This window comes from Streptococcus tangpeifui, from assembly GCF_011038795.1.
GTDB classification, from domain to species: Bacteria; Bacillota; Bacilli; order Lactobacillales; family Streptococcaceae; genus Streptococcus; species Streptococcus tangpeifui.
The window spans coordinates 1-23,839 of sequence record NZ_JAAKDU010000014.1; the positions used below are offsets into that span (position 1 = coordinate 1).

Consider the following 23,839-nt stretch of genomic DNA (forward strand, 5'->3'; position numbering starts at 1 on the left):
TCCCTTAACCCGCATAATAAGAAGCAATAGGCCGGCTTAGCTCAGTTGGTAGAGCATCTGATTTGTAATCAGAGGGTCGCGTGTTCAAGTCATGTAGCCGGCATTTGCGAACGTAGTTCAGTGGTAGAACATCACCTTGCCAAGGTGGGGGTCGCGGGTTCGAATCCCGTCGTTCGCTTGAGGATTGCCGGGGTGGCGGAACTGGCAGACGCACAGGACTTAAAATCCTGCGAAGGGTAACCTTCGTACCGGTTCGATTCCGGTCCTCGGCATAATAGAAAGTTAAGCACCCTTGGCTCAACTGGATAGAGTACCTGACTACGAATCAGGCGGTTAGAGGTTCGAATCCTCTAGGGTGCATCATATACGGGAAGTAGCTCAGCTTGGTAGAGTACTTGGTTTGGGACCAAGGGGTCGCAGGTTCGAATCCTGTCTTCCCGATTTTTGGCGGTGTAGCTCAGCTGGCTAGAGCGTCCGGTTCATACCCGGGAGGTCGGGGGTTCGATCCCCTTCGCCGCTATTATTAGTATATGGATGACTTTGGACCTTTAGCTCAACTGGTTAGAGCACTCGGCTCATAACCGAGCGGTCGTAGGTTCGAGTCCTACAAGGTCCATATTGCTTAGTTATTTTTAATCGGAGGATTACCCAAGTCCGGCTGAAGGGAACGGTCTTGAAAACCGTCAGGTGTGTAACAGCACGCGTGGGTTCGAATCCCACATCCTCCTTTAATAATATCGCGGGATGGAGCAGTTAGGTAGCTCGTCGGGCTCATAACCCGAAGGTCGTAGGTTCAAATCCTGCTCCCGCAATACCTTATAGGTAGGAAAGGCTCGGTAGCTCAGTTGGTAGAGCAATGGATTGAAGCTCCATGTGTCGGCGGTTCGATTCCGTCTCGCGCCATTTATTTTTAATTAGCGGGTGTAGTTTAGTGGTAAAACTACAGCCTTCCAAGCTGTTGTCGCGAGTTCGATTCTCGTCACCCGCTTTATAATGAAAATTATAAACCAAACAAAAAGTTTGGGCGCATAGCTCAGCTGGTTAGAGCGCACGCCTGATAAGCGTGAGGTCGGTGGTTCGAGTCCACTTGTGCCCATTAGCAACAAAGGTCCGTTGGTCAAGGGGTTAAGACACCGCCTTTTCACGGCGGTAACACGGGTTCGAATCCCGTACGGACTATTGTTGGAGAATTACTCAAGAGGCTGAAGAGGACGGTTTGCTAAATCGTTAGGTCGGGAAACTGGCGCGGGGGTTCGAATCCCCCATTCTCCGTATTAGTGAAGTAACGAGTTATCGAAAGATATCTCGTTTTGTTTATATTAAAAAGAGGTCCCTTATGAAAAAAATTAGATTTTCCCGTGTCGTTACCCTATCTGTGACAAGTCTATTAATATTTTTGGTGCTTCTTTTTTTTATTTTTAGAAATACAGCTATTATAAAAGATATTACTACCCCTATCAGTGGTATAACTTCAAAAGTTGATAAAGCTATTTCTTATCCGTTTCGCTTAATCTCTACGGCAAAGGATGAGCTAATTGATTTATTTAATACTTATGATGAGAACGAGTCTTTGAAGAAAAATCTTGCTAAGATGAAGGATCAATCATCTGATTTAAGTACCTTAAAAGAGGAAAATATGAGCTTGTCAAAAGCTTTAGAAGTTGAAAAGAATTTTTCTAGCTATAAGACGATTACCAGTAAAGTTACCGTTCGTTCCACATTATCTTGGTATGAAAGCTTAACGATCAGTGTTGGAAAATCAGATGGAGTGTCAGCGAATATGTTAGCTGTTTCTGATGGTGGTTTGGTTGGCAGAGTTTCTAATTTAACTAGTTCTGATTCAAGTCTTCAATTGGTTTCTAATTCAGAAGGAACCTATGAGATTCCTGTTAAGATGACGGGTTCAGCAGGTGATGTCTATGGCATTTTAACAGGTTATAATGCCAAGAAGAATGTTTTAATTATTGAAGAATTAAATGCTGATAAGGAACTTAAGAAGGATGACAATGTTATAACTAGTGGTTTAGACGGTAAAAGTATTGCTGGTATCAGTGTGGGAAAAATATCATCTATTAGCAATGCTAAAGAGCTCAGTAAGCGGAAGGTTTATGTTACTCCAACAGCTGATTTGGATAATATCAGTTATGTTACCCTGATTGGAAATTAAAATGAAATTGCTAAAAAATAAATGGTTCATCTCAGTTCTGGCTTTTTTTCTCTTATTAATTGATGGACAGCTTTCAGATTTATTGACGACTTTAACTGGACGTTATGTCTTTTTACGTGTTCATCTTCTTATAATTTTTATGTTCTTACTTTTGAGATTTTTGGACACTGACTTTTTCGCTTATCTTTTGGGTTTTATTCTTGGTCTTATTTATGATAGTTATTATCTAAATTTTATTGGAATTACTTTTTTTATGCTCCCTATTTTAGTCTATTTGATAAAAAGAAGTAAAAAATATTTTGTAACTCCCACAAGAAGTTTATTGGCCTTCTTTCTACTCTTAGTTTTGTTTGAGGTTGGGTGTTATGGTTTAGCATTTCTCTACCATCTCACGACCTATAGTTTTTTATCATTTGTCACCTATCAGCTAGCAGAGACTCTGCTTTTAAACGTGATTATTTTTGTCATTTTAGACAAATTTGTCCATAGAAATAGTGCTAAATAAACATATAACTGTAATATAGACGTAACAATAAAAAGGGCAGTTTTTGATATAATATAAAAGTCTTATCAATATGGGAGTAGTTTAATTAACATGAAAAAACGTATTTTATCAACAGTATTGCTTAGTGGTGTTGCTCTTACAGCAGCTACAGCTGTAAAAGCCGATGATTATGATACAGCGATTGCTAATCAAGATTCTGTAATCAGTAACTTGGCGGCTCAGTCACAGGCTGCACAAGCTCAGTCAGCAATGGTTCAAAATCAGTCAGCTGTTCTTGCAGGACAGAACGCTGAACTTGAAGCGCAAAATAATGAACTTCAAGCTCAGTCAAATACTCTTGCAAGTGAAATTCAAGACTTGTCAGCTAAAATTGTTGCTCGTAATGCTTCTATTCAAGCGCAAGCACAAAATGCTCAAAAGAATAACACAGCAACAGGTTATATTAATACGATTTTGAACTCAAAATCAATTTCAGAAGCTATCAGTCGTATTGTTGCTGTTCATGAAGTTGTTTCTGCGAGTCAAAGTCAGTTGGCTCAACAACAAGCTGATCAGGCTGCACTTGAGACAAAACAAGCAGAAAATCAAGCTGCTATGAATCAAGTTGCTGCTAACCAAGCAACGATTCAAGCTAACCAATCAGCACTTGCTGAACAGCAGGCTGCACTTGATTCTGCACAAGCTGCTATCTCAGCAGAAATAGCTAATGCGCAAGCTAATAAACAAGCACTTGTGACGGCTAAATCAACAGCTGAGTCACAAGCTGCTAGTGCTGCAGCTTCTGCATCTGCTGCAAGTTCTGAGTCAGAAGCAGTTGCTGCATCTCAAGCTGCTGCTCAATCAGAGGCCGCTGCTCAACAAGATCAGCAACAGCCAGCTGATAACCAATCTGCTTCAGCTGAAACATCTGCTTCAGAAGCTGCTACGGATGCTCCAACAACTGATACTTCAGAAGCACCAGCTCAAGATCAGCAACAACAACAAGAAGCTGCACCAGCACCTGCTGCTGAAGATTCAAGTGCAAGTCAAGAAGCTACACCAGCTCCGGAACCGGCACCAGCGCCTGCTGCACCGGTTGATGATACTAATACTTATCCAGCAGGTCAATGTACTTGGGGTGTTAAATCATTGGCATCTTGGGTTGGTAACTATTGGGGTAATGCGAACCAATGGGGAGCTAGTGCGGTAGCTGCAGGTCACACAACTGGTTCAACTCCACAAGTTGGTTCAGTTGTTGTTTGGCCAAATGATGGTGGTGGCTATGGACACGTTGCTTACGTGACTTCTGTGAATGGTTCTACTGTTACTGTTAATGAAGCTAACTATGCTGGTAACCAATCAATTGGTGATTATCGTGGAAGCTTTGATATTAACTCTTCAGGTGAACACTACTTTATCTATCAATAATGAATTAATTTGTAAGGAGAGGCCATTAAGGTTCTCTCCTTTTTCGGATTCTTTTTATTCCTTTTGTTATACATTGAAAATCAAAGGGAAAAACGTTAAAATAGTAAAGGATAAAATCTTTGGAGGAAGTCATGTCATTTAATAATTTGAAGCTCTTTGCTCTCTCTTCTAATCAAGAGTTGGCTGAAAAAGTGGCGGATTCTATCGGAATTCCTTTGGGTAAGGCAACTATTCGACAGTTTTCAGATGGTGAGATTCAGGTCAATATTGAGGAATCTATCCGTGGGCACCACGCTTTTATTCTTCAATCAACAAGTTCGCCAGTTAATAATAACTTAATGGAAATATTAATTATGGTTGATGCTCTTAAACGAGCGAGTGCTGAGACTGTTAGCGTAGTTATGCCTTACTATGGTTATGCTCGCCAAGATCGAAAAGCTCGTTCACGGGAACCAATCACTTCTAAATTGGTGGCTAATATGCTTGAGGTAGCTGGTGTTGATCGTCTTTTGACTGTTGATTTGCATGCTGCTCAAATTCAGGGCTTCTTTGATATTCCTGTTGATCACCTGATGGGGGCTCCTCTGATTGCTGATTATTTTATTCGTCATGGCTTTGTTGGCAAAGATGTTGTTGTTGTCAGTCCTGATCATGGGGGTGTTACCCGTGCGCGTAAGTTGGCTCAATGTCTTAAAACACCAATTGCTATTATCGATAAACGTCGCAGTGTCGATAAAATGAATACTAGTGAAGTGATGAATATTATTGGGGATGTCAAGGGCAAAACTTGTATTCTCATTGATGACATGATTGATACTGCTGGTACTATTTGCCATGCAGCTGATGCTTTGGCTGAAGCAGGGGCAACTGAAGTTTATGCCTCTTGTACTCACCCAGTCCTTTCAGGACCTGCTTTGGATAATATTGATAAGTCGGCGATTAAAAAATTAGTTGTTTTGGATACTATTTATCTACCAAATGAGCGTCTGATTGATAAGATTGAGCAAATCTCGATTGCTGATTTAATTGGTGAAGCTATTATTCGTGTTCATGAAAAACGTCCACTTTCTCCACTTTTTGAATTTGAACTTTCTAAATAAATGAAAGGCCTGTGCAAGCAGGCTTTTCATTTATATTTGTGGGCTTACTGGAATTTTTAATGATTTACTGTATAATAAAGGTAATATTTCATAGGAGATAGCATTATGGATTTAACAAGACGTTTCAATAAAAATTTGGAAAAAATTGAAGTTTCTTTAATTCGACAGTTTGATCAGTCGATTTCTTCAGTACCTGGAATTTTAAAGATGACTCTAGGAGAACCCGATTTTACAACACCTGATCATGTTAAAGAGGCTGCTAAGGCAGCAATTGATGCTAATCAGAGCCATTATACGGGTATGGCTGGACTCTTGGAATTACGTCAAGCAGCTTCGAACTTTGTCAAGGAAAAGTACAATTTAATTTATAATCCTGATTCAGAAATTCTTGTGACAATTGGAGCAACAGAAGCCCTATCTGCTACTTTAACTGCTATTTTGGAGCCTGGTGATACTGTTTTGTTGCCTGCACCTGCTTATCCGGGTTATGAGCCAATTGTTAATCTTGTCGGTGCTGAAATTGTTGAAATTGACACAACTGATAATGATTTTATTTTGACACCTGAGCAATTGGAGAAGGCTATTCTTGAGCAAGGTGATAAGCTTAAGGTGGTACTTTTAAATTATCCAACAAATCCGACAGGAGTGACCTATTCACGTGAGCAAATTAAGGCTTTTGCGGATGTCTTAAAAAAATATGATGTATTTGTAGTGAGTGATGAGGTATATTCGGAATTAACTTACACTGATACGGGACATGTTTCTATTGGAGAATACCTACGAGATCAAGCTATCGTTATTAATGGCTTGTCTAAATCTCATGCGATGACAGGGTGGCGGATCGGCTTTATCTTTGCACCTGAGATATTCACACAACAGTTGATTAAAAGCCATCAATATCTAGTTACGGCTGCAACGACCAATGCTCAGTTTGCTGCTATTGAGGCTCTGACAGTCGGTAAGGATGATGCTCTGCCAATGAAGGAAGAATATATCAAACGTCGGGATTATATTATCAAAAAAATGGTTGAGATGAATTTTAAAATCATTAAACCAACGGGGGCCTTCTATATATTTGCTAAAATTCCAGTACCGGAGGGACAGGATTCTTTTCAATTCTTGAAAGATTTTGCCCATCAAAAAGCAGTTGCCATGATCCCAGGGGTGGCTTTTGGAAAGTATGGTGAAGGTTACTTGCGAATTTCCTACGCAGCTAGCATGGCAACTATCCAAGAGGCTATGAGACGGTTAAAGGAATTTATGGAACAGTATGCAGACTAAGGAATCACGTGGTCTAGTCCTCTTTAATCGCAACTACCGTGAGGATGATAAGTTGGTTAAAATTTTTACGGAGATGGCTGGTAAGCGAATGTTTTTCGTGAAACATATTAGTCGGTCTAAGTTAACCTCGGTCATCCAGCCTTTGACAGTAGCTGATTTTCTCATGAAAATTAATGATGCTGGCTTATCGTATATTGATGATTACAAGGAAGTTCAGATTTTTAAGACCATTAATGAGGATATTTTTCGTTTGTCTTATGCTAGTTATATCGTGTCTTTGGTAGATGCAGCTATTGATGATGGCCTCCGTGATGCTCCCCTTTTTGATTTTCTAGTTAAGACCTTGGAGATGATGGAGCAGGGGTTAGACTATGAGATTTTGACCAATATTTTTGAAATACAGATTTTAGAGCGTTTTGGTGTTCGCCTAAATTTTCATGAATGTGTCTTTTGTCACCGTATCGGTCTGCCTTTTGATTTTTCTTACCAATATTCGGGGCTTCTTTGCCCTCAGCATTATGAAAAGGATAGCCATCGCAGTCATCTAGATCCCAATGTTCTCTATCTTTTGGATCGTTTTCAAACCATCTCTTTTGATGATTTGAAAACAATTTCGGTTAAACCTGAAATGAAGCGAAAATTGCGGAAGTTTATTGATGATATTTATGAAAATTATGTTGGGCTACATTTAAAATCCAAAAAATTTATTGATGATTTATCTAGCTGGGGCGATATTATGAAATAAGTGAAAGATCTGGATTAGTAAGGTCTAGGTCTTTTTCTTGGCTCTTGGGTATGATAAAGTTAGTAAACCTATGAATAGGATATTGATAAAGTTAATTGGATTAAAACGTTTTGCTAAATTTGCTGGGACTTGTTACTAACTGGGGATGAAAAGCGGGGTAAATTATGCTATAATACTGACACTAAAGAGACTGAAAAGGGGATCGAAATGAAGACAATTGCTGTGGATGCTATGGGCGGAGATAACGCCCCCCAGGCTATTGTAGAGGGGGTAAATCAAGCCCTTGGTGAATTTACGGATATCGAGATTAAACTTTACGGTCATGAAGAAAAAATAAAAAAATATTTAAAGGCCAGTGATCGTGTTTCGATTGTCCATACCGAAGTAAAAATCGATTCGGATGATGAGCCAGTCAAGTCCATTCGACAAAAGAAAAATGCCTCCATGGTCTTGGGAGCTCAAGCTGTTAAGGATAGTCAGGCTGATGCAGTCATTTCTGCTGGTAATACAGGGGCTCTTCTAGCAGCTGGACTATTTGTTGTTGGTCGCATCAAAGGGATTGATCGGCCAGCCTTACTGTCTACTATACCAACTATTGATGGGGGAAACTTTGTTATGTTAGACTTGGGAGCCAATGCTGAAAACACGGCTCAGCACCTCCATCAGTATGGCATCTTGGGCTCCTTCTATTCGGAAGCTGTACAAGGGATAACTAAACCTCGGGTTGGTCTTTTAAATAATGGGACTGAAAGTACCAAGGGAGATCCCTTGCGTAAAGAGGTTTATGACCTTCTGTCCAAGGAGCCTGCAATTAATTTTATCGGAAATATTGAAGCGCGTGAACTTCTTAACGGGATAGCTGATGTTGTTGTAACAGATGGTTTTACTGGTAATGCTGTGTTGAAAACCATTGAAGGAACTGGTCTCTCTATTCTTTCTGCTTTGAAATCCGCTATCAAAAATGGCGGGAAAAAGGCAAAATTAGGAGCTTTCTTCCTTAAAGATAGCCTCTATAGCATGCGGGAGATTATGGATTATTCTTCAGCTGGAGGGGCTGTTCTGATTGGACTGCAGGCTCCTGTTGTGAAATGCCATGGTTCTAGTGATGCTACATCTGTTTATTATACTATCAAGCAGGTCCGCACTATGTTGGAAAACAAGGTTGTAGATAAGATTGTAGATGAATTCTCTAAGGAGGACCATTGATAAGAAAGGAGAAAAAAGTAAATAAAAATGGAGCTGATCGGACTCCCCTAACATCCTTACTATATACTTTATGAATCTTCTTGAAAGGAGAGCAAATGACCAGAAATGAAATTTTTGACAAGATTAGTCAAATGATTAAGGAACAAATGCATCATGAGGACATGGAGGTAACAGAAGATACATCTTTAAAGGATGAACTTGGCGTTGATTCTATTGATCTAATGGAATTTGTCGTCAATCTTGAAGATGAATTTTCTGTCGAAATTCCAGATGATGACATTGAAGATATAGTAAAGTTGGGAGATATGTTAGATTACTTAGAAGGTCGAATTGGAAAATAAGGAAGTCGAGGCTGGAAAAAAGTATTCCAGTCTTTTATTTTTGCAGTAATAGGAGTTTGACGCAGTAGCTGGGAGTAAGACTTGGTGACTATTACCCCTGCACAGTTCATTAGGTGCTTTAGCTAGCACCAATGAAGCACTGAGGTCCTAACCCCTTGTTAGCGACCATCCTAATCAATTGTGCGAGGATGGGAGTAAAATGGTCTGGGGAGAGACCATTTCAGGTCACAACCTTAAAATCAGGACGTGGTGAGAACCAAAATTTTCAATTTTTTGGGTTGATTCTACTCCCCTTTTTGTTTGCTGGGAAAAAGGAAATTTTAATCTTTGTTTAAGTTTTAGAATCTTAACTTTTTCTGTAAATAAAGATACAAGATTGTTATTTAAACGATACTAATATTTGATAAAATAGAGATGAGAGATGAAGGGTAATAAAAGCTAGAAGGAGGGCCTTTATGCCTTTCAAATCAACAATTGGTCCCAGAATTCGTCAGGCTAGAGAAAGCCGAAATCTCTCTCGAGACTCAGTCTGTCGCGATGGTAGTCATCTGACTGTTCGTCAGTTGATTCGTATTGAAAAGGGAGAATCGTTACCATCACTAGAGAAGTTGGCTTACATTGCTAAGCAGTTAAAGGTCGAACTTTCTGATTTATTAGCGGAGGAAAGCCTAGCTATTCCGGCTGATTATTTTGAACTCAAGCATCGTTTAGTAAAATTTCCCACCTATGGCGATCCTGAACGAGTGGAGCAAAAACAGGCCATGATTGAAGAAGCCTACGAAAAGTATTTCACGGTATTGCCTGAGGAGGAACTGCTCTTTTTAGACCTTTCGGAAAAGATTTTAAATTGGAGCCAAACGCAAAAGATAGTAGATATCAAAGAGGTTTATGAGGACGCTTTCGAGCAGATTCAAAGGAAAAAAGTCTATACTATGAATGACCTCATGGTTGTTGGCTACTACTTGTTTGGAATTCATAACAAAAAATATTATGATAAAAAACTTTTCAATAAGTTAAAAAATCGTCTACTAGAGCAAGAACCTTCGACAAATGAGCTCTATAATATTGACCTCTTATCAATTCTTATTTCAGTCTTAGGTGTTTATGTACAACATGGGAATTATCAGGCAACTCTGCCGGTGATCAAGAAGATTTACCAGCTGATTGAGAAGACCCAACAGCCTATCTATCGGCCTAGTGTTATGATGGTGGAGGCTAAATACTATCTTAATATTGAGGAGGACAAAGAGAGGGCTACTCAGCTTTATGATCAAGCCATTAACTTCGCAACCTTGTTGGGAGATGAGGTTTTAGCAGATGGTCTGCGTGATGAAAAAGCTGAGGATGATCTAGTCTAGTGACATGAATGTCACTTTCTTTTTGGTGAAGATTTTATATAATGAAAATATCGAAAAGAAAGGATAGAGAAAATGAAAAGGTTAGTTGCAATTTTGTTGCTAGCAGCAACGATGGTTTTGTTTACCTTTTAGGTGAACGCATTAGCAAAATTAAAGAGAAACGAGGTTTTAAAAAGGCCTCGTTTTTATGATGGATTGAAGCAAGTTTTTCACACAGTGAAAAACAATAAAACCACCAGCGTAGTTGATTTTGAAACTATTTAGCGTCGAAAGTAGTCTATCATGGGGTTTTTTAGTAACAAGTCTGGGGAAATTGAGTGCTTTCAGACTAAAACCGAACATTAATAATAATGTAATATTATATTGTTTGTAAAATGTTGAATAAGCTACTGAGTTGTGTTAAAATCTAGGGTAACAAACATGGAAGGCGAACATTCTGATGAAAAAACAACTGATTTATACAGGTAAGGCCAAAGATATTTATAATACGGAAGACGAGAATGAGATTGTAGCGGTTTACAAGGACCAAGCAACCATGCTCAATGGAGCTCGTAAGGAGACCATTAAGGGCAAGGGAGTACTCAACAATCAAATCTCGTCTTTAATCTTTGAGAAATTAAATGCGGCAGGTGTGGCTACCCATTTTGTTAAGCAATTATCAGAGACTGAACAGCTCAACAAGCGAGTTAAAATTATTCCTTTGGAAGTCGTTCTTAGAAATTATACGGCGGGTTCTTTTGCTAAACGTTTTGGTATGGAAGAAGGCATCAAATTTGGAAGTCCAATTGTTGAATTCTACTACAAAAATGATGATTTAGATGATCCCTTTATCAATGATGAACATATTAAGTTTTTGGGGATTGCCACTGATGAGCAAATCGCCTTTCTCAAGGAAGAGACTCGCCGCATCAATGAACTCTTGACAGGCTGGTTCGGCCAAATCGGTTTGAAATTGATTGATTTCAAGTTGGAATTTGGTTTTGACAAGGATGGAAAGATTATTTTGGCAGATGAATTTTCGCCAGATAACTGCCGTCTTTGGGATGTCCAAGGCCATCACATGGATAAAGATGTTTTCCGCAGGGATTTAGGGAATCTGACTGATGTCTATGAAGTTGTTTTGGAAAAGTTGCAAGGTCTAGACTAGGCTGATTGGCTAAGCAGATAGAAATACGAGTTAGGAAATTTAAAACGAAGGATTTAATCATGGATAAGCGGATTTTTGTGGAGAAAAAGGCTGATTTTCAGATGAAAGCTGTTTCTTTAGTTAGGGAATTGAGACATAATTTACAGTTGTCGAGTTTGAAAAAGTTGCGTTTAGTTCAGGTTTATGATGTTTTCAATATTAAGTCGGATCTTTTGGCTAAGGCTGAGGCCCATATTTTTTCTGAAAAAGTAACCGATCACGTTTTGGATGAGACTGAGGTTAAAAAGGCTTTGAAAACTTACACTTACTTTGCTATTGAAGCCTTGCCGGGTCAGTTTGATCAAAGGGCAGCCAGTTCTAAGGAAGCTCTCTTACTATTGGGCGGTAGTCCGGACATTCAGGTTAATACAGCTCAACTTTATCTGGTCAATCGGGATATTTCAGACCAAGAACTAGCGGCCGTTAAAGACTATCTCCTTAATCCGGTGGACTCCCGTTTTAAGGATATTAATCAAGGCTTGGCACCGCAAACTTTTGCGGCTTCTGATAAGACTATTCCTCGTTTAGATTTCTTTGCGGCTTATTCGGCGGAAGACTTCAAAACCTATAAGGTCAAAGAAGGTCTGGCCATGGAAGTGGATGACCTTCTCTTTATTCAGGATTACTTTAAAAAGTTGGGACGGGTTCCTACTGAAACAGAGCTCAAAGTTTTGGATACTTACTGGTCCGATCACTGCCGTCACACAACCTTTGAAACAGAACTTAGAGCCGTTGATTTTTCGCAATCCAAGTTTCAGGAACAGCTGCAGGCAACCTATGATAAATATTTAGCTATGCGGCATGAATTAGGCCGTGATGATAAGCCTCAAACCCTGATGGATATGGCAACAATCTTTGGTCGGTATGAACGGGCAAATGGCCGTCTGGATGATATGGAGGTGTCCGACGAAATCAACGCCTGCTCGGTTGAAATCGAAGTTGATGTTAATGGGATCAAAGAACCTTGGCTCCTCATGTTCAAGAATGAAACCCACAATCATCCGACAGAAATTGAACCCTTTGGTGGTGCAGCTACCTGTATCGGTGGGGCTATTCGCGATCCATTGTCAGGTCGTTCTTATGTCTATCAGGCTATGCGGATTTCAGGAGCTGGTGATATTACGACACCAATCGCTGAAACCAGAGCTGGGAAATTGCCCCAACAGGTCATTTCTAAAACGGCTGCTCATGGCTATTCTTCCTACGGCAATCAGATTGGACTTGCGACTACTTATGTTAAAGAATACTTCCACCCAGGTTTTGTGGCTAAGCGGATGGAGCTGGGGGCAGTCGTCGGTGCGGCACCTAAGGAGAATGTTGTTCGCGAAAAGCCAGAGGCTGGTGATGTCGTTATCCTTCTTGGCGGTAAGACTGGGCGTGACGGTGTTGGCGGGGCGACGGGTTCTTCCAAGGTGCAAACGGTGGAATCGGTTGAAACTGCTGGTGCAGAAGTTCAAAAAGGGAATGCTTTAGAAGAACGTAAGATTCAACGGCTTTTCCGTAAAAAAGAAGTGACTCGTCTGATTAAGAAGTCTAATGATTTCGGTGCTGGCGGTGTTTGTGTGGCTATCGGTGAGCTGGCTGATGGTTTGAAAATTGATTTGGACAAGGTACCGCTCAAATATGCTGGCCTTAACGGAACCGAAATTGCCATTTCAGAAAGTCAGGAACGGATGGCTGTTGTGGTTCGTCCAGAAGATGTGAATGCCTTTATTACCGAATCTGCTAAGGAAAATATTCAGGCGGTGGTTGTGGCTGAGGTTACTCAAAAAACCAATTTGGTTATGACTTGGAATGGCCAAACTATTGTCAATCTTGAACGCTCTTTTCTTGATACTAACGGTGTTCGTGTCGTAGTTGATGCCAAGGTTGTGGATAAAAAACTAAACTTGCCTGAAGTACGGCGGACATCGCAAACTAATCTAGAGGCAGATACGCTTGCGGTCCTTGCTGATCTCAACCATGCTAGTCAGAAAGGTTTGCAGACCATCTTTGATAGCTCGGTCGGCCGGTCAACGGTCAACCATCCACTGGGCGGTCGCTATCAAATTACTCCACCAGAAAGTTCCGTGCAAAAATTACCAGTTGAGCATGGGGTAACCAAGACTGCTTCAGTTATGGCTCAAGGTTACAATCCTTATTTGGCTGAATGGTCGCCTTACCATGGAGCAGCCTATGCTGTTATTGAAGCGACGGCTCGTTTGGTAGCGACAGGGGCGGATTGGTCCAAGGCTCGTTTCTCTTATCAAGAGTATTTCGAGCGAATGGACAAGAAAGCAGAACGCTTTGGTCAGCCTCTAGCAGCCTTGCTGGGTTCTATTGAAGCTCAGATTCAATTAGGCTTGCCTTCTATCGGCGGTAAGGATTCTATGTCTGGTACCTTTGAAGAATTGACGGTTCCGCCAACTCTGGTAGCTTTCGGAGTAACAACAGCCAATAGCGATAAGATTCTCTCGCCAGAATTTAAAACAGCTGGAGAAAATATCTACTACCTTCCCGGTCAAGCTCTGAGTCAATCTATTGATTTTGATCTGATTAAGCGAAACTTTGAGACTTTTGCAAGTCTGCAAGAAGATTATCAGATTACAGCAGCATCTGCCATCAAATACGGTGGTTTGATGGAGAGTCTGGCTCTGATGGCTTTTGGTAATCATATCGGGGTAGATATCAATATTGACAGAGTTGACACTATCTTGACAGGTCAGCTGGGAGGCTTTGTCTTTACATCTCCTGATCAGATTGACAGAGCTGTCAAGTTGGGTCAAACCAGTGAAAACTTTACACTCCTTGTCAATGGTGTCAACATGTCTGGGGAAAAGCTTCTGTCAGCTTTTGAAGGCAAACTTGAGGAGGTTTACCCGACTGAATTTAAACAGGCGATGGAACTTGAAGAAGTACCAGCTGTCTCAACAATGGTTGTCAAAGAGGCTAAGAACAAGATAGATAAGCCTTTGGTTTACATTCCTGTTTTCCCTGGAACCAATTCAGAATACGATTCAGCCAAAGCCTTTGAGGCGGCTGGTGCTCAAGTTGAACTAGTTCCATTTGTTACTTTAGACGCGGCTACTATTGACAGTTCTGTTAACACTATGGTTGACAAGATTGACAAGGCTCATATCATCTTTTTTGCAGGTGGCTTCTCAGCTGCTGACGAACCAGATGGTTCAGCTAAATTTATTGTCAACATTTTGTTAAACAATAAGGTTCGTCGAGCTATTGAAATTTTCATTAAACGCGGTGGGCTCATCATTGGTATTTGTAATGGTTTCCAAGCCTTAGTCAAGTCTGGTTTACTGCCTTATGGTAACTTTGAAGCAGCGTCTGAAACTAGTCCAACTCTTTTCTATAATGATGCCAATCAGCATGTGGCAAAAATGGTAGAAACACGGATTGCTAATACTAATTCACCGTGGTTGACAGGCGTTGAAGTTGGTGATGTTCATACAATACCGGTTTCACATGGTGAAGGTAAATTTGTCGTAACTGCTGAAGAATTTGCTGAACTGCGTGATAATGGCCAAATCTGGAGTCAATATGTAGATTTTGATGGTCAGCCATCTATGGATTCTAAGTACAATCCAAATGGTTCCAGTTATGCTATTGAAGGGATTACCAGCAAGAACGGTCAAATTATTGGTAAGATGGGACACTCTGAGCGTTATGAAGATGGTCTCTTTCAAAATATTCCGGGTAATAAAGACCAAAAACTCTTTGAATCAGCGGTCAGCTACTTTACAGGGAATTAAAGCAACGTATCGTAGCACTGAAGGAAAGATAGCAAAATGCCGAAAAAGACAATAGATATTGATAATCAAATGGAATTTAGAAAGTTCGTATCTAAATCCCGAAAAGAAATGCGAGAGGCTGTAAAACCTAAGGAATGTGTCCTTTGTGGAAAAGTAAGAAATGGTTTTTGTAATTCGCATACAATTCCTCAATTATCATTAAAAAATATCACAGAATCTGGTATGTTGCTTCAATCTAGCTATTTAATTGGTAATGATATTGAGAATGAAAGAGGTTTGAATAATTCAGGAACTATTCAAACTATATGTAATGACTGTGATTCACTCTATTTTCAAGAGTATGAAAATGAAAACAATTTACTGAGTTATCCAAATGATAAAATATTAGCCCAAATTGCTTTAAAAAATTTTCTTTTAGAACTAGTCAGAAGAAAAAGAGAAAAGTATGAGCATCAAAAATTATGGTCACTTGAAAATGTTACAAGAGTTTTAAAAATAAACTATAATGACATCTCTGAAAATTATTTGAACGGTTTATCCAAAAGACTGGAAGATGTTCATAATTCCTTTGATTACGATATTGAAGATTTTTTAAATGAAATTTCAATACATAAAGATGTGATCGAAAACAATCTCACAGGCAGCTATCAAGTTATTTTCCATGAAATACTTCCTTATAAGACACCGATTGCATTTCAAGGTTCGTTAACTTTGATTAGAGATATGTACGGGTATCCCATTAATAATACAAAAGACTTTTCAAAAGAAAATCGTATTCAGAAATTACATCTGGCAGTTCTTCCCTTAAGAGAAAATACAATGGTATTGGCTTTTTATCATAAAAGAGATAGGAAGTATAAATCTTTAAAAAGTCAATTTAATAGTAGCTCTCGACTAAAGAAGTTAGAGTTTCTTAATTACTTGATATTTGCGTATACTGAAAATTATTATTTTTCTCCAAAAGTCAAAGATCAAATAAGGACAGATGAAAAATTAGTATTGCTTAGTCAAGAACTTTTTGGTGAACCTAATTTAGGAAATAATATAGAGGCAACTAACTATAAGAGAGTAGAGCCGAATGAGATTCCTAATTTTCTTTTAGAAGATTGGGCTTTATCAGAATAAAATTAGTTTTCAACAATAGGAGAAACAATGACATACGAAGTAAAATCTCTTAATGAAGAATGTGGTCTGTTTGGTATTTGGGGTCATCCTCAAGCTGCGCAGGTAACTTATTTTGGCCTCCATAGTCTTCAGCATCGCGGTCAAGAAGGTGCAGGTATCTTATCCAACGATGATGGGACACTTTTGCGTCACCGCGATACAGGACTGGTGTCAGAAGTTTTTAACAATCCAGCTGATTTGGAAAAATTAACAGGGCAGGCTGCTATTGGCCATGTTCGTTATGCGACAGCTGGTGAAGCTACAATTGATAATATCCAACCCTTTCATTTTCGCTTTCACGACGGTCACTTAGGCTTGGCTCACAATGGTAATCTGACCAATGCTCAGACTTTGAGAGCTCAGTTGGAAGACAAAGGAGCCATCTTTTCTAGTACTTCAGATAGTGAGATTTTGATCCACCTGATTCGTCACAGTCAGCAAGAAAACTTTATTGATAAGGTTAAAGAAGCGCTTAATACTATTAAAGGTGGTTTTGCTTACCTGCTCATGGCTGAGGATAAACTGATTGCCGCTCTGGATCCTAATGGTTTTCGTCCTTTGTCTGTTGGTCGTATGAAGAATGGCGCTTGGGTGGTATCTAGTGAAACCTGTGCCTTTGAGGTTGTCGGTGCTCAGTGGGTTCGAGATGTTAATCCTGGGGAAATAGTCATCATTGATAAAGATGGTATTCAGTATGATCATTATACGACCAAAACGCAGTTAGCTATTTGCTCTATGGAGTATATCTATTTTGCCCGTCCTGATTCCACTATTGCAGGGGTCAATGTCCACACGGCTCGTAAGCACATGGGTAAGCGTCTGGCTCAAGAGTTTCATCAGCAGGCAGATATTGTCGTTGGTGTTCCTAATTCTTCCTTATCTGCAGCTATGGGTTTTTCAGAAGAATCTGGTTTACCAAATGAAATGGGGCTGATCAAAAATCAGTATACGCAAAGAACCTTTATCCAGCCGACTCAGGAATTACGTGAGCAAGGGGTACGCATGAAGCTCTCTGCTGTATCTGGTGTGGTTAAAGGAAAGCGTGTGGTTATGATCGATGATTCCATTGTTCGTGGAACAACCAGCCGTCGGATTGTACAGCTCCTTCGTGAAGCAGGGGCAGCAGAAGTACATGTGGCTATTGCCAGCCCGCCTTTGGCTTATCCATGTTTTTATGGTATCGATATTCAAGATCGCAAGGAGCTTATCTCAGCTAATCATAGTGTTGAGGAAGTCCGTCAAATCATCGGTGCAGATAGTTTAACTTACTTGTCTAAGGAAGGCTTGATTGAATCGGTTGGGTTGAAGACAGATGCGCCAAATGGTGGTCTCTGTGTCGCTTATTTTGATGGCAATTATCCAACGCCGCTGTATGACTATGAAGAACGCTATTTGGAAAGCCTGAAAGAGAAAACGAGTTTTTATTGAAGAAAATAAACAGTTATTCTGTTATTTTCAAAACGACAAAATGAAAGGAATTGAACGTTGTATTAGTTGCTAGTGGGAAAGCCCAGCTTTCTCTATTGCCTGATTAAAAAAGTCTGGTGAACTTTTTCAACGTTCTTGGTATTTTAGATTATGACAAAGAATGCTTACGCTCAATCAGGTGTTGATGTTGAGGCTGGTTATGAAGTGGTCGAGCGTATCAAAAAACATGTCGCACGCACAGAGCGTCTGGGTGTCATGGGAGCTCTTGGGGGCTTCGGTGGTATGTTTGATTTGACGACGACTGGTGTTAAAGAGCCTGTTCTCATATCGGGAACAGATGGTGTCGGAACCAAGCTCATGCTGGCTATCAAATATGATAAGCACGATACCATTGGTCAAGACTGTGTTGCCATGTGTGTCAATGACATCATTGCTGCAGGTGCTGAGCCTCTCTATTTTCTAGACTATGTGGCTACTGGCAAAAATGAGCCTGCCAAGTTGGAACAGGTTGTTGCTGGTGTCGCTGAAGGCTGTGTGCAGGCTGGTGCGGCTCTTATCGGCGGGGAAACGGCTGAAATGCCTGGTATGTATGGCCAAGATGACTACGATTTAGCGGGCTTTGCAGTCGGAATCGCTGAAAAATCCCAAATCATTGATGGGTCAAAGGTCAAGGCTGGTGATATTCTGATTGGCTTGGCCTCAAGCGGTATCCATTCTAACGGCTATTCCTTGGTGCGCCATGTCTTTGCGAACTATACCGGTGAGGAAGAATTGCCGGAATTAGACGGCAAAAAACTTAAGGAAGTCCTGCTTGAGCCAACACGGATTTATGTTAAGTCAGTACTGCCTCTGGTTAAGGAAGGCTTAGTCAATGGGATTGCCCATATCACAGGCGGTGGCTTTATCGAGAACGTTCCCCGTATGTTTGGTGACCATTTGGCAGCTGAAATCGAAGAAGATAAGGTACCTGTTCTACCAATTTTCAAGGCTCTTGAAAAATACGGCGATATCAAACACCAAGAAATGTTTGAAATTTTCAATATGGGTATTGGCCTGATGCTGGCTGTTAGTCCTGAAAATGTCGGCCGCGTCAAGGAACTGCTAGATGAGGCTGCCTATGAGTTGGGTCGCATTGTGGAAAAAACTGACGCTAGTGTGGTGATCAAGTAATGGGAAAAAAGATCGCAGTCTTTGCTTCTGGTAATGGCTCCAATTTCCAAGTTATTGCTGAGCAATTCCCCGTTGAGTTTCTCTTTTCAGACCATCGAGATGCCTATGTGCTTGAGCGGGCACAGAACCTAGATGTTTTGTCCTATGCCTTTGAACTTAAGGAATTCAACAATAAGGCTGACTATGAAACCTCTATCTTGGAACTCTTGGAGCAACATCAGATAGATCTAATTGTTCTCGCTGGTTACATGAAAATTGTCGGTGAAACTCTGTTGACTTCCTATGAAGGTCGCATTATTAACATTCATCCCGCCTACCTGCCGGAATTTCCTGGTGCCCATGGTATTGAGGATGCTTGGAAAGCTGGTGTTTCTGAGAGCGGTGTAACGGTACACTGGGTGGACAGTGGAGTTGATACGGGCAAAGTTATCAAACAAGTGCGCGTGCCACGCCTAGCTGATGACACCATTGAAACCTTTGAAGCTCGGATCCATGAGGCTGAGTATCAGTTGTATCCAGAGGTGCTGAGAGAACTTGAAGTTGAGGAAAAATAATGGATCTAAAAGATTATCAAAAGTGGGTCAGTACTTTTTATAAAAAGCGCCATTGGTATCAGTATAATGTTTTTATCCGCTGTAACTTTTTGACAGAAGAAGTTGGTGAGTTAGCACAGGCTGTTAGAAAAAGAGAGATCGGTCGGGATAGGCCTGATGAGCTCGTTCAAGGTGATGCTGAAAATCTTGCTGATATCAAGGAAGAGTTGGGAGATGTGTTGGATAATATTTTTATCTTGGCGGACAAATATCAAATTTCCTTAGAGGATATTATGGAAACCCATAAAAATAAATTGGAAAAGAGATTTGCACCATGAAAGTAACGGTTTATTGTGGAGCTAGCTTGGGCCATAAGGATATTTACCAAACTAAAGCCAGAGAACTTGGACAATGGCTGGCTCATAATGGTCATGACTTAGTTTATGGTGGCGGCAAAATCGGCCTTATGGGGCTTATAGCGGATACTGTTCTAGCGAATGGAGGTTATGCTATAGGAGTTATCCCAAGTTTTTTAAAGGATAGAGAAATCGCACATTCCGATATAAATGAGCTAATCGTAGTTGATGATATGCTTAGTCGTAAGGCAAAAATGGTTGAACTTGGAGAGGTGTTTATTGCTCTCCCGGGAGGTCCGGGAACTCTAGAAGAAATTACGGAAGTCATATCTTGGTCTCGGATTGGTCAAAATGATGCCCCTTGTATTTTATATAATGTAGCTGGGTATTTTGATCGCTTACAAGACCAATATGACGATATGGTAAGGGAAGGATTTCTCAGTCAGATAGACCGCGATAAAATTCTCTTCTCTGATAATTTAGTAGAGATAGAAGAATTTATAAAAACCTACCAAGCACCCAAAATCAGAAAATACTAATAGAATAGAAATAAAAAAATAAGCAACATGGATACGATGCTAAAAAGTATCAACGAAAGGAAAAATCATGACTAAACGCGCACTTATTAGTGTCTCAGATAAAGCGGGCATCGTAGAGTTTGCCCAAGAACTTAAAAAACTCGGTTGGGATATTATTTCAACTGGTGGCACCAAAACGGTCCTTGATGAGGCGGGGCTTGACACGATCGCCATTGACGATGTGACAGGTTTTCCTGAGATGATGGATGGCCGTGTTAAGACACTCCATCCTAAGATCCATGGAGGTCTTTTGGCTCGCCGTGACTTGGATAGCCATTTGCAGGCTGCAAGAGACAATAATATTGAGCTCATCGATCTCGTGGTGGTCAATCTTTATCCTTTCAAGGAGACCATCCTCAAACCAGATGTTACTTATGCCGATGCTGTAGAAAATATTGACATCGGTGGTCCGTCTATGCTCCGTTCGGCTGCGAAAAATCATGCTAGTGTCACGGTTGTCGTGGATCCTAGGGATTATGCAGTGGTTCTCAATGAGCTTAAAGAAGCTGGGGAGACAACTTATGAAACACGTCAACGCTTAGCAGCCAAGGTTTATCGTCATACAGCAGCTTATGATGCACTGATTGCCGATTATTTCACAGTGCAAGTGGGTGAAACCAAGCCTGAAAAGCTGACCATTACCTACGACCTCAAACAGCCTATGCGCTACGGTGAGAATCCACAGCAGGATGCGGATTTCTATCAGTCTGCGATTCCGACCGAGTATTCCATTGCTTCAGCCAAACAGCTTAATGGTAAAGAGCTTTCTTTCAATAATATTCGTGACGCTGATGCAGCCATCCGTATTATTCGTGATTTTACGGATCGTCCGACTGTCGTTGCTCTCAAACACATGAACCCTTGCGGTATCGGTCAGGCTGACACGATTGAAGGCGCTTGGGACAATGCTTATGCGGCTGACCCCGTTTCTATTTTCGGTGGTATTGTTGTGCTCAACCGTGAGGTAGATGCGGCTACCGCTGAAAAAATGCACAGCATCTTCTTAGAAATCATCATTGCACCGTCTTATTCAGATGAAGCGCTTGAAATTCTTACGACTAAAAAGAAAAACCTACGCATTTTGGTATTGCCTTTTGACGCTCAAGAAGCCAGCGAAGTAGAAGCAGAGTATACCGGTGTTGTCGGCGGTATGTTGGTACAAAACCAAGATGTGGTCAAGGAAAATCCAGTTGACTGGAAGGTTGTTACCAAGCGTCAGCCTGATGACCAGGAGCAAACAGCGCTTGAATTCGCTTGGAAAGCCATCAAATACGTTAAGTCAAATGGGATTTTAGTGGCCAACGACCACATGACACTCGGCCTTGGTCCGGGTCAGACTAACCGAGTTGGAGCAGTTAAGATTGCTCTGGAACACGCAGCGGACCGTCTTGATGGGGCAGTTCTTGCCAGTGATGCTTTCTTCCCCTTTGCTGATAATGTTGAAGAAATTGCAGCTGCAGGCATCAAGGCGATTATCCAGCCAGGTGGTTCAGTGCGTGACCAAGAAGTCATTGAAGCGGCGGATAAATACGGAATTGCCATGGTTTTCACAGGAGTTCGTCATTTTAGACATTGATCTAGGCTTTCGACCATCGTTCATCTTGGGATAAATAGCCATCATTGTTACGGGTCCGTGAAGTGATGGTTTGTCTTTGCATAGATATCCGTCAGTTGCTAAAGCAGCAACGGCTATCGTTAAAACTTTAACGGAATAGGGTTCAATATCCGTTACTGCCATGGTGAGCGTACTTTTTCATACAGTGACTTACTGCTCTTCTCTTGGTGTTGATTGCTCTCTATTGTCTTGTCAAGTCAGTGGGAATTTCCTCTTTTATCTGGCTGTTCTAGCAGGTTACAAATTGCACTTCCTTTTTCACTATTTCAGTTGCTTTTGGTTTAAGGGCTATGTTCCGGGTGTTGTTACCGCTATTCTGGAATTACCCTTGGTGATTCCCATGCTTTTTCATTATGGACAGGCAGTGACAAGCCTCTGGATTTTCTTTCTCTATCTCGTGGCAGTGGTGCCTCTTATTTACTTCAATGTCATTTGGTTACATGGCCTAATGCCGAAAATTGAGCAGGTATTTGAGCATTACAGGTACAATAAGCATTGAGAGGATATCTCGTGAGTTCAACCTAATCTAATACTAGTTAGTGATATGTGACAAATAAGTCAAATGTTACAGCTATAATATACTTTTGTTAAGGCAAGCAGTTGAAGTGGATTTTTAAAAAATCTATGTTAGGATAGATAGCGTACTAAAAATGATTAGGCGTGTTCGCTTCTTTGGTGGCGGGCCTCATCCAATAAAACTCAGTTATTTGACTGGGTAGGAAGAAAGGGACTATAACATGAAATTCAATAAAAAAATGCTACTAGCCTCAACACTTGCTTTGTCTATCTTTGCAGCCACTAAAGTTCAGGCTGAAGATGTCAATGCCAATCAAAACTGGACGCCCCGTTCTGTCGAAGAAGTTAAAGCTGACTTGGCTAACCAAGGTGACACAACAACCTATACTGTTAAGCCAGGTGATACGCTCAGCACGATTGCCGAAGCTATGGGAATTGATGTTAATGTCTTGGCTAAGGTCAATGCCATTGCGGATGTCAATGTGATTTTTCCAGGCACTGTCATTACGGCCACTTATGATGCTAACCACAGTGCGACAGGTGTGACTATTCAGGCTGCCGATCAAACAGCTCCACAAGCTTCTGTTGATTTATCCAATAATCAGGTGACCGTTGGTGACAATACAACTTCTTTGGATGCTATTGAAACACCAGCTTCGAGTGAAGCACCAGCTGCTGATACTAGCCAAGCTATGCCTGCTCCGGAGGCACCTGCATCTGAGCAAGCTCAAACTTCAGAAGTAGCTAGTCAAGCACCAGTTTCATCGGAAACAGCGAACCAAGCTCAAGCAGAAACTGTTAATCCAGACAATCAAGCAACTGATGCGGCGCAGCCAGTGGCTGAACAAGTTCAGGCCGATCAAACAGCTCCGCAAGCCCAAGAGCCAGCTAGCGAGCAAGCAGCCAGCTCAGAAATGCCCGCCGCTTCATCAGAAGACAATTTGTCAGAAGCTTCAGTACCAGTTTCTGAAAGCCAAGCTCAAGCAGAAGCTCCTGCTGACCAACAGGCACCAGTAGCTCCAGAGGCAGAGCAGCCAACAGCGACTGAGCAAGCCGCTCCGCAAAATGCTTCTGTTGATACAACAGGTCTTCAACCATCAGCAGCCAATTTCGCTAATGATGTTGCTAACCGTTATGGAACCACTGATATCGGCGGTGTTCGTCCAGGTGACTCAGGCGATCACGGAACTGGTAATGCTGTTGATGTCATGACTTATGATGATACTCAACTCGGTCAAGAAGTTGCTAATTATGCCACTTCAAACATGGAAGCAAATAATATCTCTTACGTGATTTATCAGCAAAAATTCTATGCTCCAACCGATAATATCTATGGTCCGGCTTACACTTGGAATGACATGCCAGACCGTGGTGATGCAACAGCTAATCACATGGACCATGTCCACGTGTCATTCAACAACTAATTAGTGATTTAAG

At 41.0% G+C, this 23,839-nt stretch carries 20 protein-coding genes and 14 tRNA genes; all 34 read left to right on the plus strand.

Annotated features, from left to right (window positions below; translation table 11 throughout):
• Positions 1–30: 30 nt before the first annotated feature.
• The 34 genes from G7Y32_RS09300 (at position 31) to G7Y32_RS09465 (ending at position 23,826) form a co-directional block, all read left to right on the plus strand.
• Positions 31–103, plus strand: a tRNA-Thr gene (locus G7Y32_RS09300).
• A 3-nt stretch (positions 104–106) separates the two neighbouring features.
• A tRNA-Gly gene (locus G7Y32_RS09305) sits at positions 107–178 on the plus strand.
• 8 nt (positions 179–186) lie between these two features.
• Positions 187–272 (plus strand) — tRNA-Leu (locus G7Y32_RS09310).
• 14 nt (positions 273–286) lie between these two features.
• Positions 287–360 (plus strand) — tRNA-Arg (locus tag G7Y32_RS09315).
• 7 nt (positions 361–367) lie between these two features.
• Positions 368–441: transfer RNA gene (locus G7Y32_RS09320), tRNA-Pro, on the plus strand.
• Between the two features lie 5 nt (positions 442–446).
• A tRNA-Met gene (locus G7Y32_RS09325) sits at positions 447–520 on the plus strand.
• Between the two features lie 22 nt (positions 521–542).
• Positions 543–616 (plus strand) — tRNA-Ile (locus G7Y32_RS09330).
• Between the two features lie 22 nt (positions 617–638).
• Positions 639–728: transfer RNA gene (locus G7Y32_RS09335), tRNA-Ser, on the plus strand.
• A gap of 10 nt (positions 729–738) precedes the next feature.
• Positions 739–812 (plus strand) — tRNA-Met (locus G7Y32_RS09340).
• A gap of 18 nt (positions 813–830) precedes the next feature.
• A tRNA-Phe gene (locus G7Y32_RS09345) sits at positions 831–903 on the plus strand.
• 14 nt (positions 904–917) lie between these two features.
• Positions 918–988, plus strand: a tRNA-Gly gene (locus G7Y32_RS09350).
• Between the two features lie 34 nt (positions 989–1,022).
• Positions 1,023–1,096: transfer RNA gene (locus tag G7Y32_RS09355), tRNA-Ile, on the plus strand.
• 11 nt (positions 1,097–1,107) lie between these two features.
• Positions 1,108–1,179: transfer RNA gene (locus G7Y32_RS09360), tRNA-Glu, on the plus strand.
• 5 nt (positions 1,180–1,184) lie between these two features.
• A tRNA-Ser gene (locus tag G7Y32_RS09365) sits at positions 1,185–1,272 on the plus strand.
• 64 nt (positions 1,273–1,336) lie between these two features.
• Positions 1,337–2,167, plus strand: coding sequence for a rod shape-determining protein MreC (mreC, locus tag G7Y32_RS09370; protein WP_165213096.1), 831 nt, complete (start codon positions 1,337–1,339; stop codon positions 2,165–2,167).
• Position 2,168: 1 nt separating this feature from the next.
• Complete coding sequence (mreD, locus tag G7Y32_RS09375; protein ID WP_165213098.1) at positions 2,169–2,672, plus strand: rod shape-determining protein MreD; 504 nt, start codon at positions 2,169–2,171, stop codon at positions 2,670–2,672.
• Between the two features lie 90 nt (positions 2,673–2,762).
• On the plus strand, positions 2,763–4,079 hold the full coding sequence (locus G7Y32_RS09380; protein WP_165213100.1) for a CHAP domain-containing protein: 1,317 nt from the start codon (positions 2,763–2,765) through the stop codon (positions 4,077–4,079).
• A 131-nt stretch (positions 4,080–4,210) separates the two neighbouring features.
• Entirely contained in the window at positions 4,211–5,179 is a 969-nt protein-coding gene (locus tag G7Y32_RS09385; protein ID WP_165213102.1) for a ribose-phosphate diphosphokinase, read from the plus strand.
• Positions 5,180–5,284: 105 nt separating this feature from the next.
• The gene (locus G7Y32_RS09390) at positions 5,285–6,460 is read left to right on the plus strand and encodes a pyridoxal phosphate-dependent aminotransferase (protein WP_165213104.1); all 1,176 of its coding nucleotides are present in this window, start codon (positions 5,285–5,287) and stop codon (positions 6,458–6,460) included.
• The gene (gene recO / locus G7Y32_RS09395) at positions 6,450–7,205 is read left to right on the plus strand and encodes a DNA repair protein RecO (RefSeq protein WP_004226755.1); all 756 of its coding nucleotides are present in this window, start codon (positions 6,450–6,452) and stop codon (positions 7,203–7,205) included. Before G7Y32_RS09390 ends, recO begins: the two co-directional genes overlap by 11 nt.
• A gap of 207 nt (positions 7,206–7,412) precedes the next feature.
• Entirely contained in the window at positions 7,413–8,411 is a 999-nt protein-coding gene (plsX, locus tag G7Y32_RS09400) for a phosphate acyltransferase PlsX (RefSeq protein ID WP_004225475.1), read from the plus strand.
• Between the two features lie 95 nt (positions 8,412–8,506).
• The gene (locus G7Y32_RS09405) at positions 8,507–8,752 is read left to right on the plus strand and encodes an acyl carrier protein (protein ID WP_004229666.1); all 246 of its coding nucleotides are present in this window, start codon (positions 8,507–8,509) and stop codon (positions 8,750–8,752) included.
• A 455-nt stretch (positions 8,753–9,207) separates the two neighbouring features.
• On the plus strand, positions 9,208–10,110 hold the full coding sequence (locus G7Y32_RS09410) for a helix-turn-helix domain-containing protein (RefSeq protein WP_165213106.1): 903 nt from the start codon (positions 9,208–9,210) through the stop codon (positions 10,108–10,110).
• Between the two features lie 439 nt (positions 10,111–10,549).
• On the plus strand, positions 10,550–11,257 hold the full coding sequence (gene purC, locus G7Y32_RS09415) for a phosphoribosylaminoimidazolesuccinocarboxamide synthase (RefSeq protein WP_165213108.1): 708 nt from the start codon (positions 10,550–10,552) through the stop codon (positions 11,255–11,257).
• 59 nt (positions 11,258–11,316) lie between these two features.
• Complete coding sequence (locus G7Y32_RS09420; protein WP_165213110.1) at positions 11,317–15,042, plus strand: phosphoribosylformylglycinamidine synthase; 3,726 nt, start codon at positions 11,317–11,319, stop codon at positions 15,040–15,042.
• Positions 15,043–15,078: 36 nt separating this feature from the next.
• Positions 15,079–16,167 carry a hypothetical protein gene (locus G7Y32_RS09425; RefSeq protein WP_165213112.1) on the plus strand — a complete coding sequence of 363 codons (1,089 nt, stop codon included), beginning with the start codon at positions 15,079–15,081 and terminating at the stop codon, positions 16,165–16,167.
• Between the two features lie 27 nt (positions 16,168–16,194).
• Positions 16,195–17,634 (plus strand): amidophosphoribosyltransferase, encoded by a 1,440-nt coding sequence (gene purF, locus G7Y32_RS09430; RefSeq protein ID WP_165213114.1) that lies wholly within the window; start codon positions 16,195–16,197, stop codon positions 17,632–17,634.
• 147 nt (positions 17,635–17,781) lie between these two features.
• A complete protein-coding gene (gene purM / locus G7Y32_RS09435; protein ID WP_206221366.1) occupies positions 17,782–18,804 on the plus strand; it encodes a phosphoribosylformylglycinamidine cyclo-ligase in 1,023 nt (340 codons plus the stop codon).
• Positions 18,804–19,358, plus strand: a complete 555-nt coding sequence (purN, locus tag G7Y32_RS09440) for a phosphoribosylglycinamide formyltransferase (protein ID WP_165213118.1) — start codon at positions 18,804–18,806, stop codon at positions 19,356–19,358. Before purM ends, purN begins: the two co-directional genes overlap by 1 nt.
• A complete protein-coding gene (locus tag G7Y32_RS09445) occupies positions 19,358–19,675 on the plus strand; it encodes a MazG nucleotide pyrophosphohydrolase domain-containing protein (RefSeq protein WP_165213120.1) in 318 nt (105 codons plus the stop codon). The genes purN and G7Y32_RS09445 overlap by 1 nt, the downstream gene beginning before the upstream one ends.
• On the plus strand, positions 19,672–20,232 hold the full coding sequence (locus tag G7Y32_RS09450; RefSeq protein WP_165213122.1) for an LOG family protein: 561 nt from the start codon (positions 19,672–19,674) through the stop codon (positions 20,230–20,232). Before G7Y32_RS09445 ends, G7Y32_RS09450 begins: the two co-directional genes overlap by 4 nt.
• A gap of 67 nt (positions 20,233–20,299) precedes the next feature.
• Entirely contained in the window at positions 20,300–21,847 is a 1,548-nt protein-coding gene (purH, locus tag G7Y32_RS09455; RefSeq protein WP_165213124.1) for a bifunctional phosphoribosylaminoimidazolecarboxamide formyltransferase/IMP cyclohydrolase, read from the plus strand.
• 160 nt (positions 21,848–22,007) lie between these two features.
• On the plus strand, positions 22,008–22,385 hold the full coding sequence (locus G7Y32_RS10500; protein WP_346773319.1) for an HXXEE domain-containing protein: 378 nt from the start codon (positions 22,008–22,010) through the stop codon (positions 22,383–22,385).
• 238 nt (positions 22,386–22,623) lie between these two features.
• Positions 22,624–23,826, plus strand: coding sequence for a LysM peptidoglycan-binding domain-containing protein (locus G7Y32_RS09465; protein WP_165213126.1), 1,203 nt, complete (start codon positions 22,624–22,626; stop codon positions 23,824–23,826).
• The last annotated feature ends 13 nt before the right edge of the window (positions 23,827–23,839 follow it).

What these genes read in the sequence shown, in the direction of transcription:
- mreC (WP_165213096.1), top strand. Translation starts at nt 1,337, where the DNA reads ATGAAAAAAATTAGATTTTCCCGTGTCGTTACCCTATCTGTGACAAGT.
- mreD (WP_165213098.1), top strand. Translation starts at nt 2,169, where the DNA reads ATGAAATTGCTAAAAAATAAATGGTTCATCTCAGTTCTGGCTTTTTTT.
- G7Y32_RS09380 (WP_165213100.1), top strand. Translation starts at nt 2,763, where the DNA reads ATGAAAAAACGTATTTTATCAACAGTATTGCTTAGTGGTGTTGCTCTT.
- G7Y32_RS09385 (WP_165213102.1), top strand. Translation starts at nt 4,211, where the DNA reads ATGTCATTTAATAATTTGAAGCTCTTTGCTCTCTCTTCTAATCAAGAG.
- G7Y32_RS09390 (WP_165213104.1), top strand. Translation starts at nt 5,285, where the DNA reads ATGGATTTAACAAGACGTTTCAATAAAAATTTGGAAAAAATTGAAGTT.
- recO (WP_004226755.1), top strand. Translation starts at nt 6,450, where the DNA reads ATGCAGACTAAGGAATCACGTGGTCTAGTCCTCTTTAATCGCAACTAC.
- plsX (WP_004225475.1), top strand. Translation starts at nt 7,413, where the DNA reads ATGAAGACAATTGCTGTGGATGCTATGGGCGGAGATAACGCCCCCCAG.
- G7Y32_RS09405 (WP_004229666.1), top strand. Translation starts at nt 8,507, where the DNA reads ATGACCAGAAATGAAATTTTTGACAAGATTAGTCAAATGATTAAGGAA.
- G7Y32_RS09410 (WP_165213106.1), top strand. Translation starts at nt 9,208, where the DNA reads ATGCCTTTCAAATCAACAATTGGTCCCAGAATTCGTCAGGCTAGAGAA.
- purC (WP_165213108.1), top strand. Translation starts at nt 10,550, where the DNA reads ATGAAAAAACAACTGATTTATACAGGTAAGGCCAAAGATATTTATAAT.
- G7Y32_RS09420 (WP_165213110.1), top strand. Translation starts at nt 11,317, where the DNA reads ATGGATAAGCGGATTTTTGTGGAGAAAAAGGCTGATTTTCAGATGAAA.
- G7Y32_RS09425 (WP_165213112.1), top strand. Translation starts at nt 15,079, where the DNA reads ATGCCGAAAAAGACAATAGATATTGATAATCAAATGGAATTTAGAAAG.
- purF (WP_165213114.1), top strand. Translation starts at nt 16,195, where the DNA reads ATGACATACGAAGTAAAATCTCTTAATGAAGAATGTGGTCTGTTTGGT.
- purN (WP_165213118.1), top strand. Translation starts at nt 18,804, where the DNA reads ATGGGAAAAAAGATCGCAGTCTTTGCTTCTGGTAATGGCTCCAATTTC.
- G7Y32_RS09445 (WP_165213120.1), top strand. Translation starts at nt 19,358, where the DNA reads ATGGATCTAAAAGATTATCAAAAGTGGGTCAGTACTTTTTATAAAAAG.
- G7Y32_RS09450 (WP_165213122.1), top strand. Translation starts at nt 19,672, where the DNA reads ATGAAAGTAACGGTTTATTGTGGAGCTAGCTTGGGCCATAAGGATATT.
- purH (WP_165213124.1), top strand. Translation starts at nt 20,300, where the DNA reads ATGACTAAACGCGCACTTATTAGTGTCTCAGATAAAGCGGGCATCGTA.
- G7Y32_RS10500 (WP_346773319.1), top strand. Translation starts at nt 22,008, where the DNA reads ATGGTGAGCGTACTTTTTCATACAGTGACTTACTGCTCTTCTCTTGGT.
- G7Y32_RS09465 (WP_165213126.1), top strand. Translation starts at nt 22,624, where the DNA reads ATGAAATTCAATAAAAAAATGCTACTAGCCTCAACACTTGCTTTGTCT.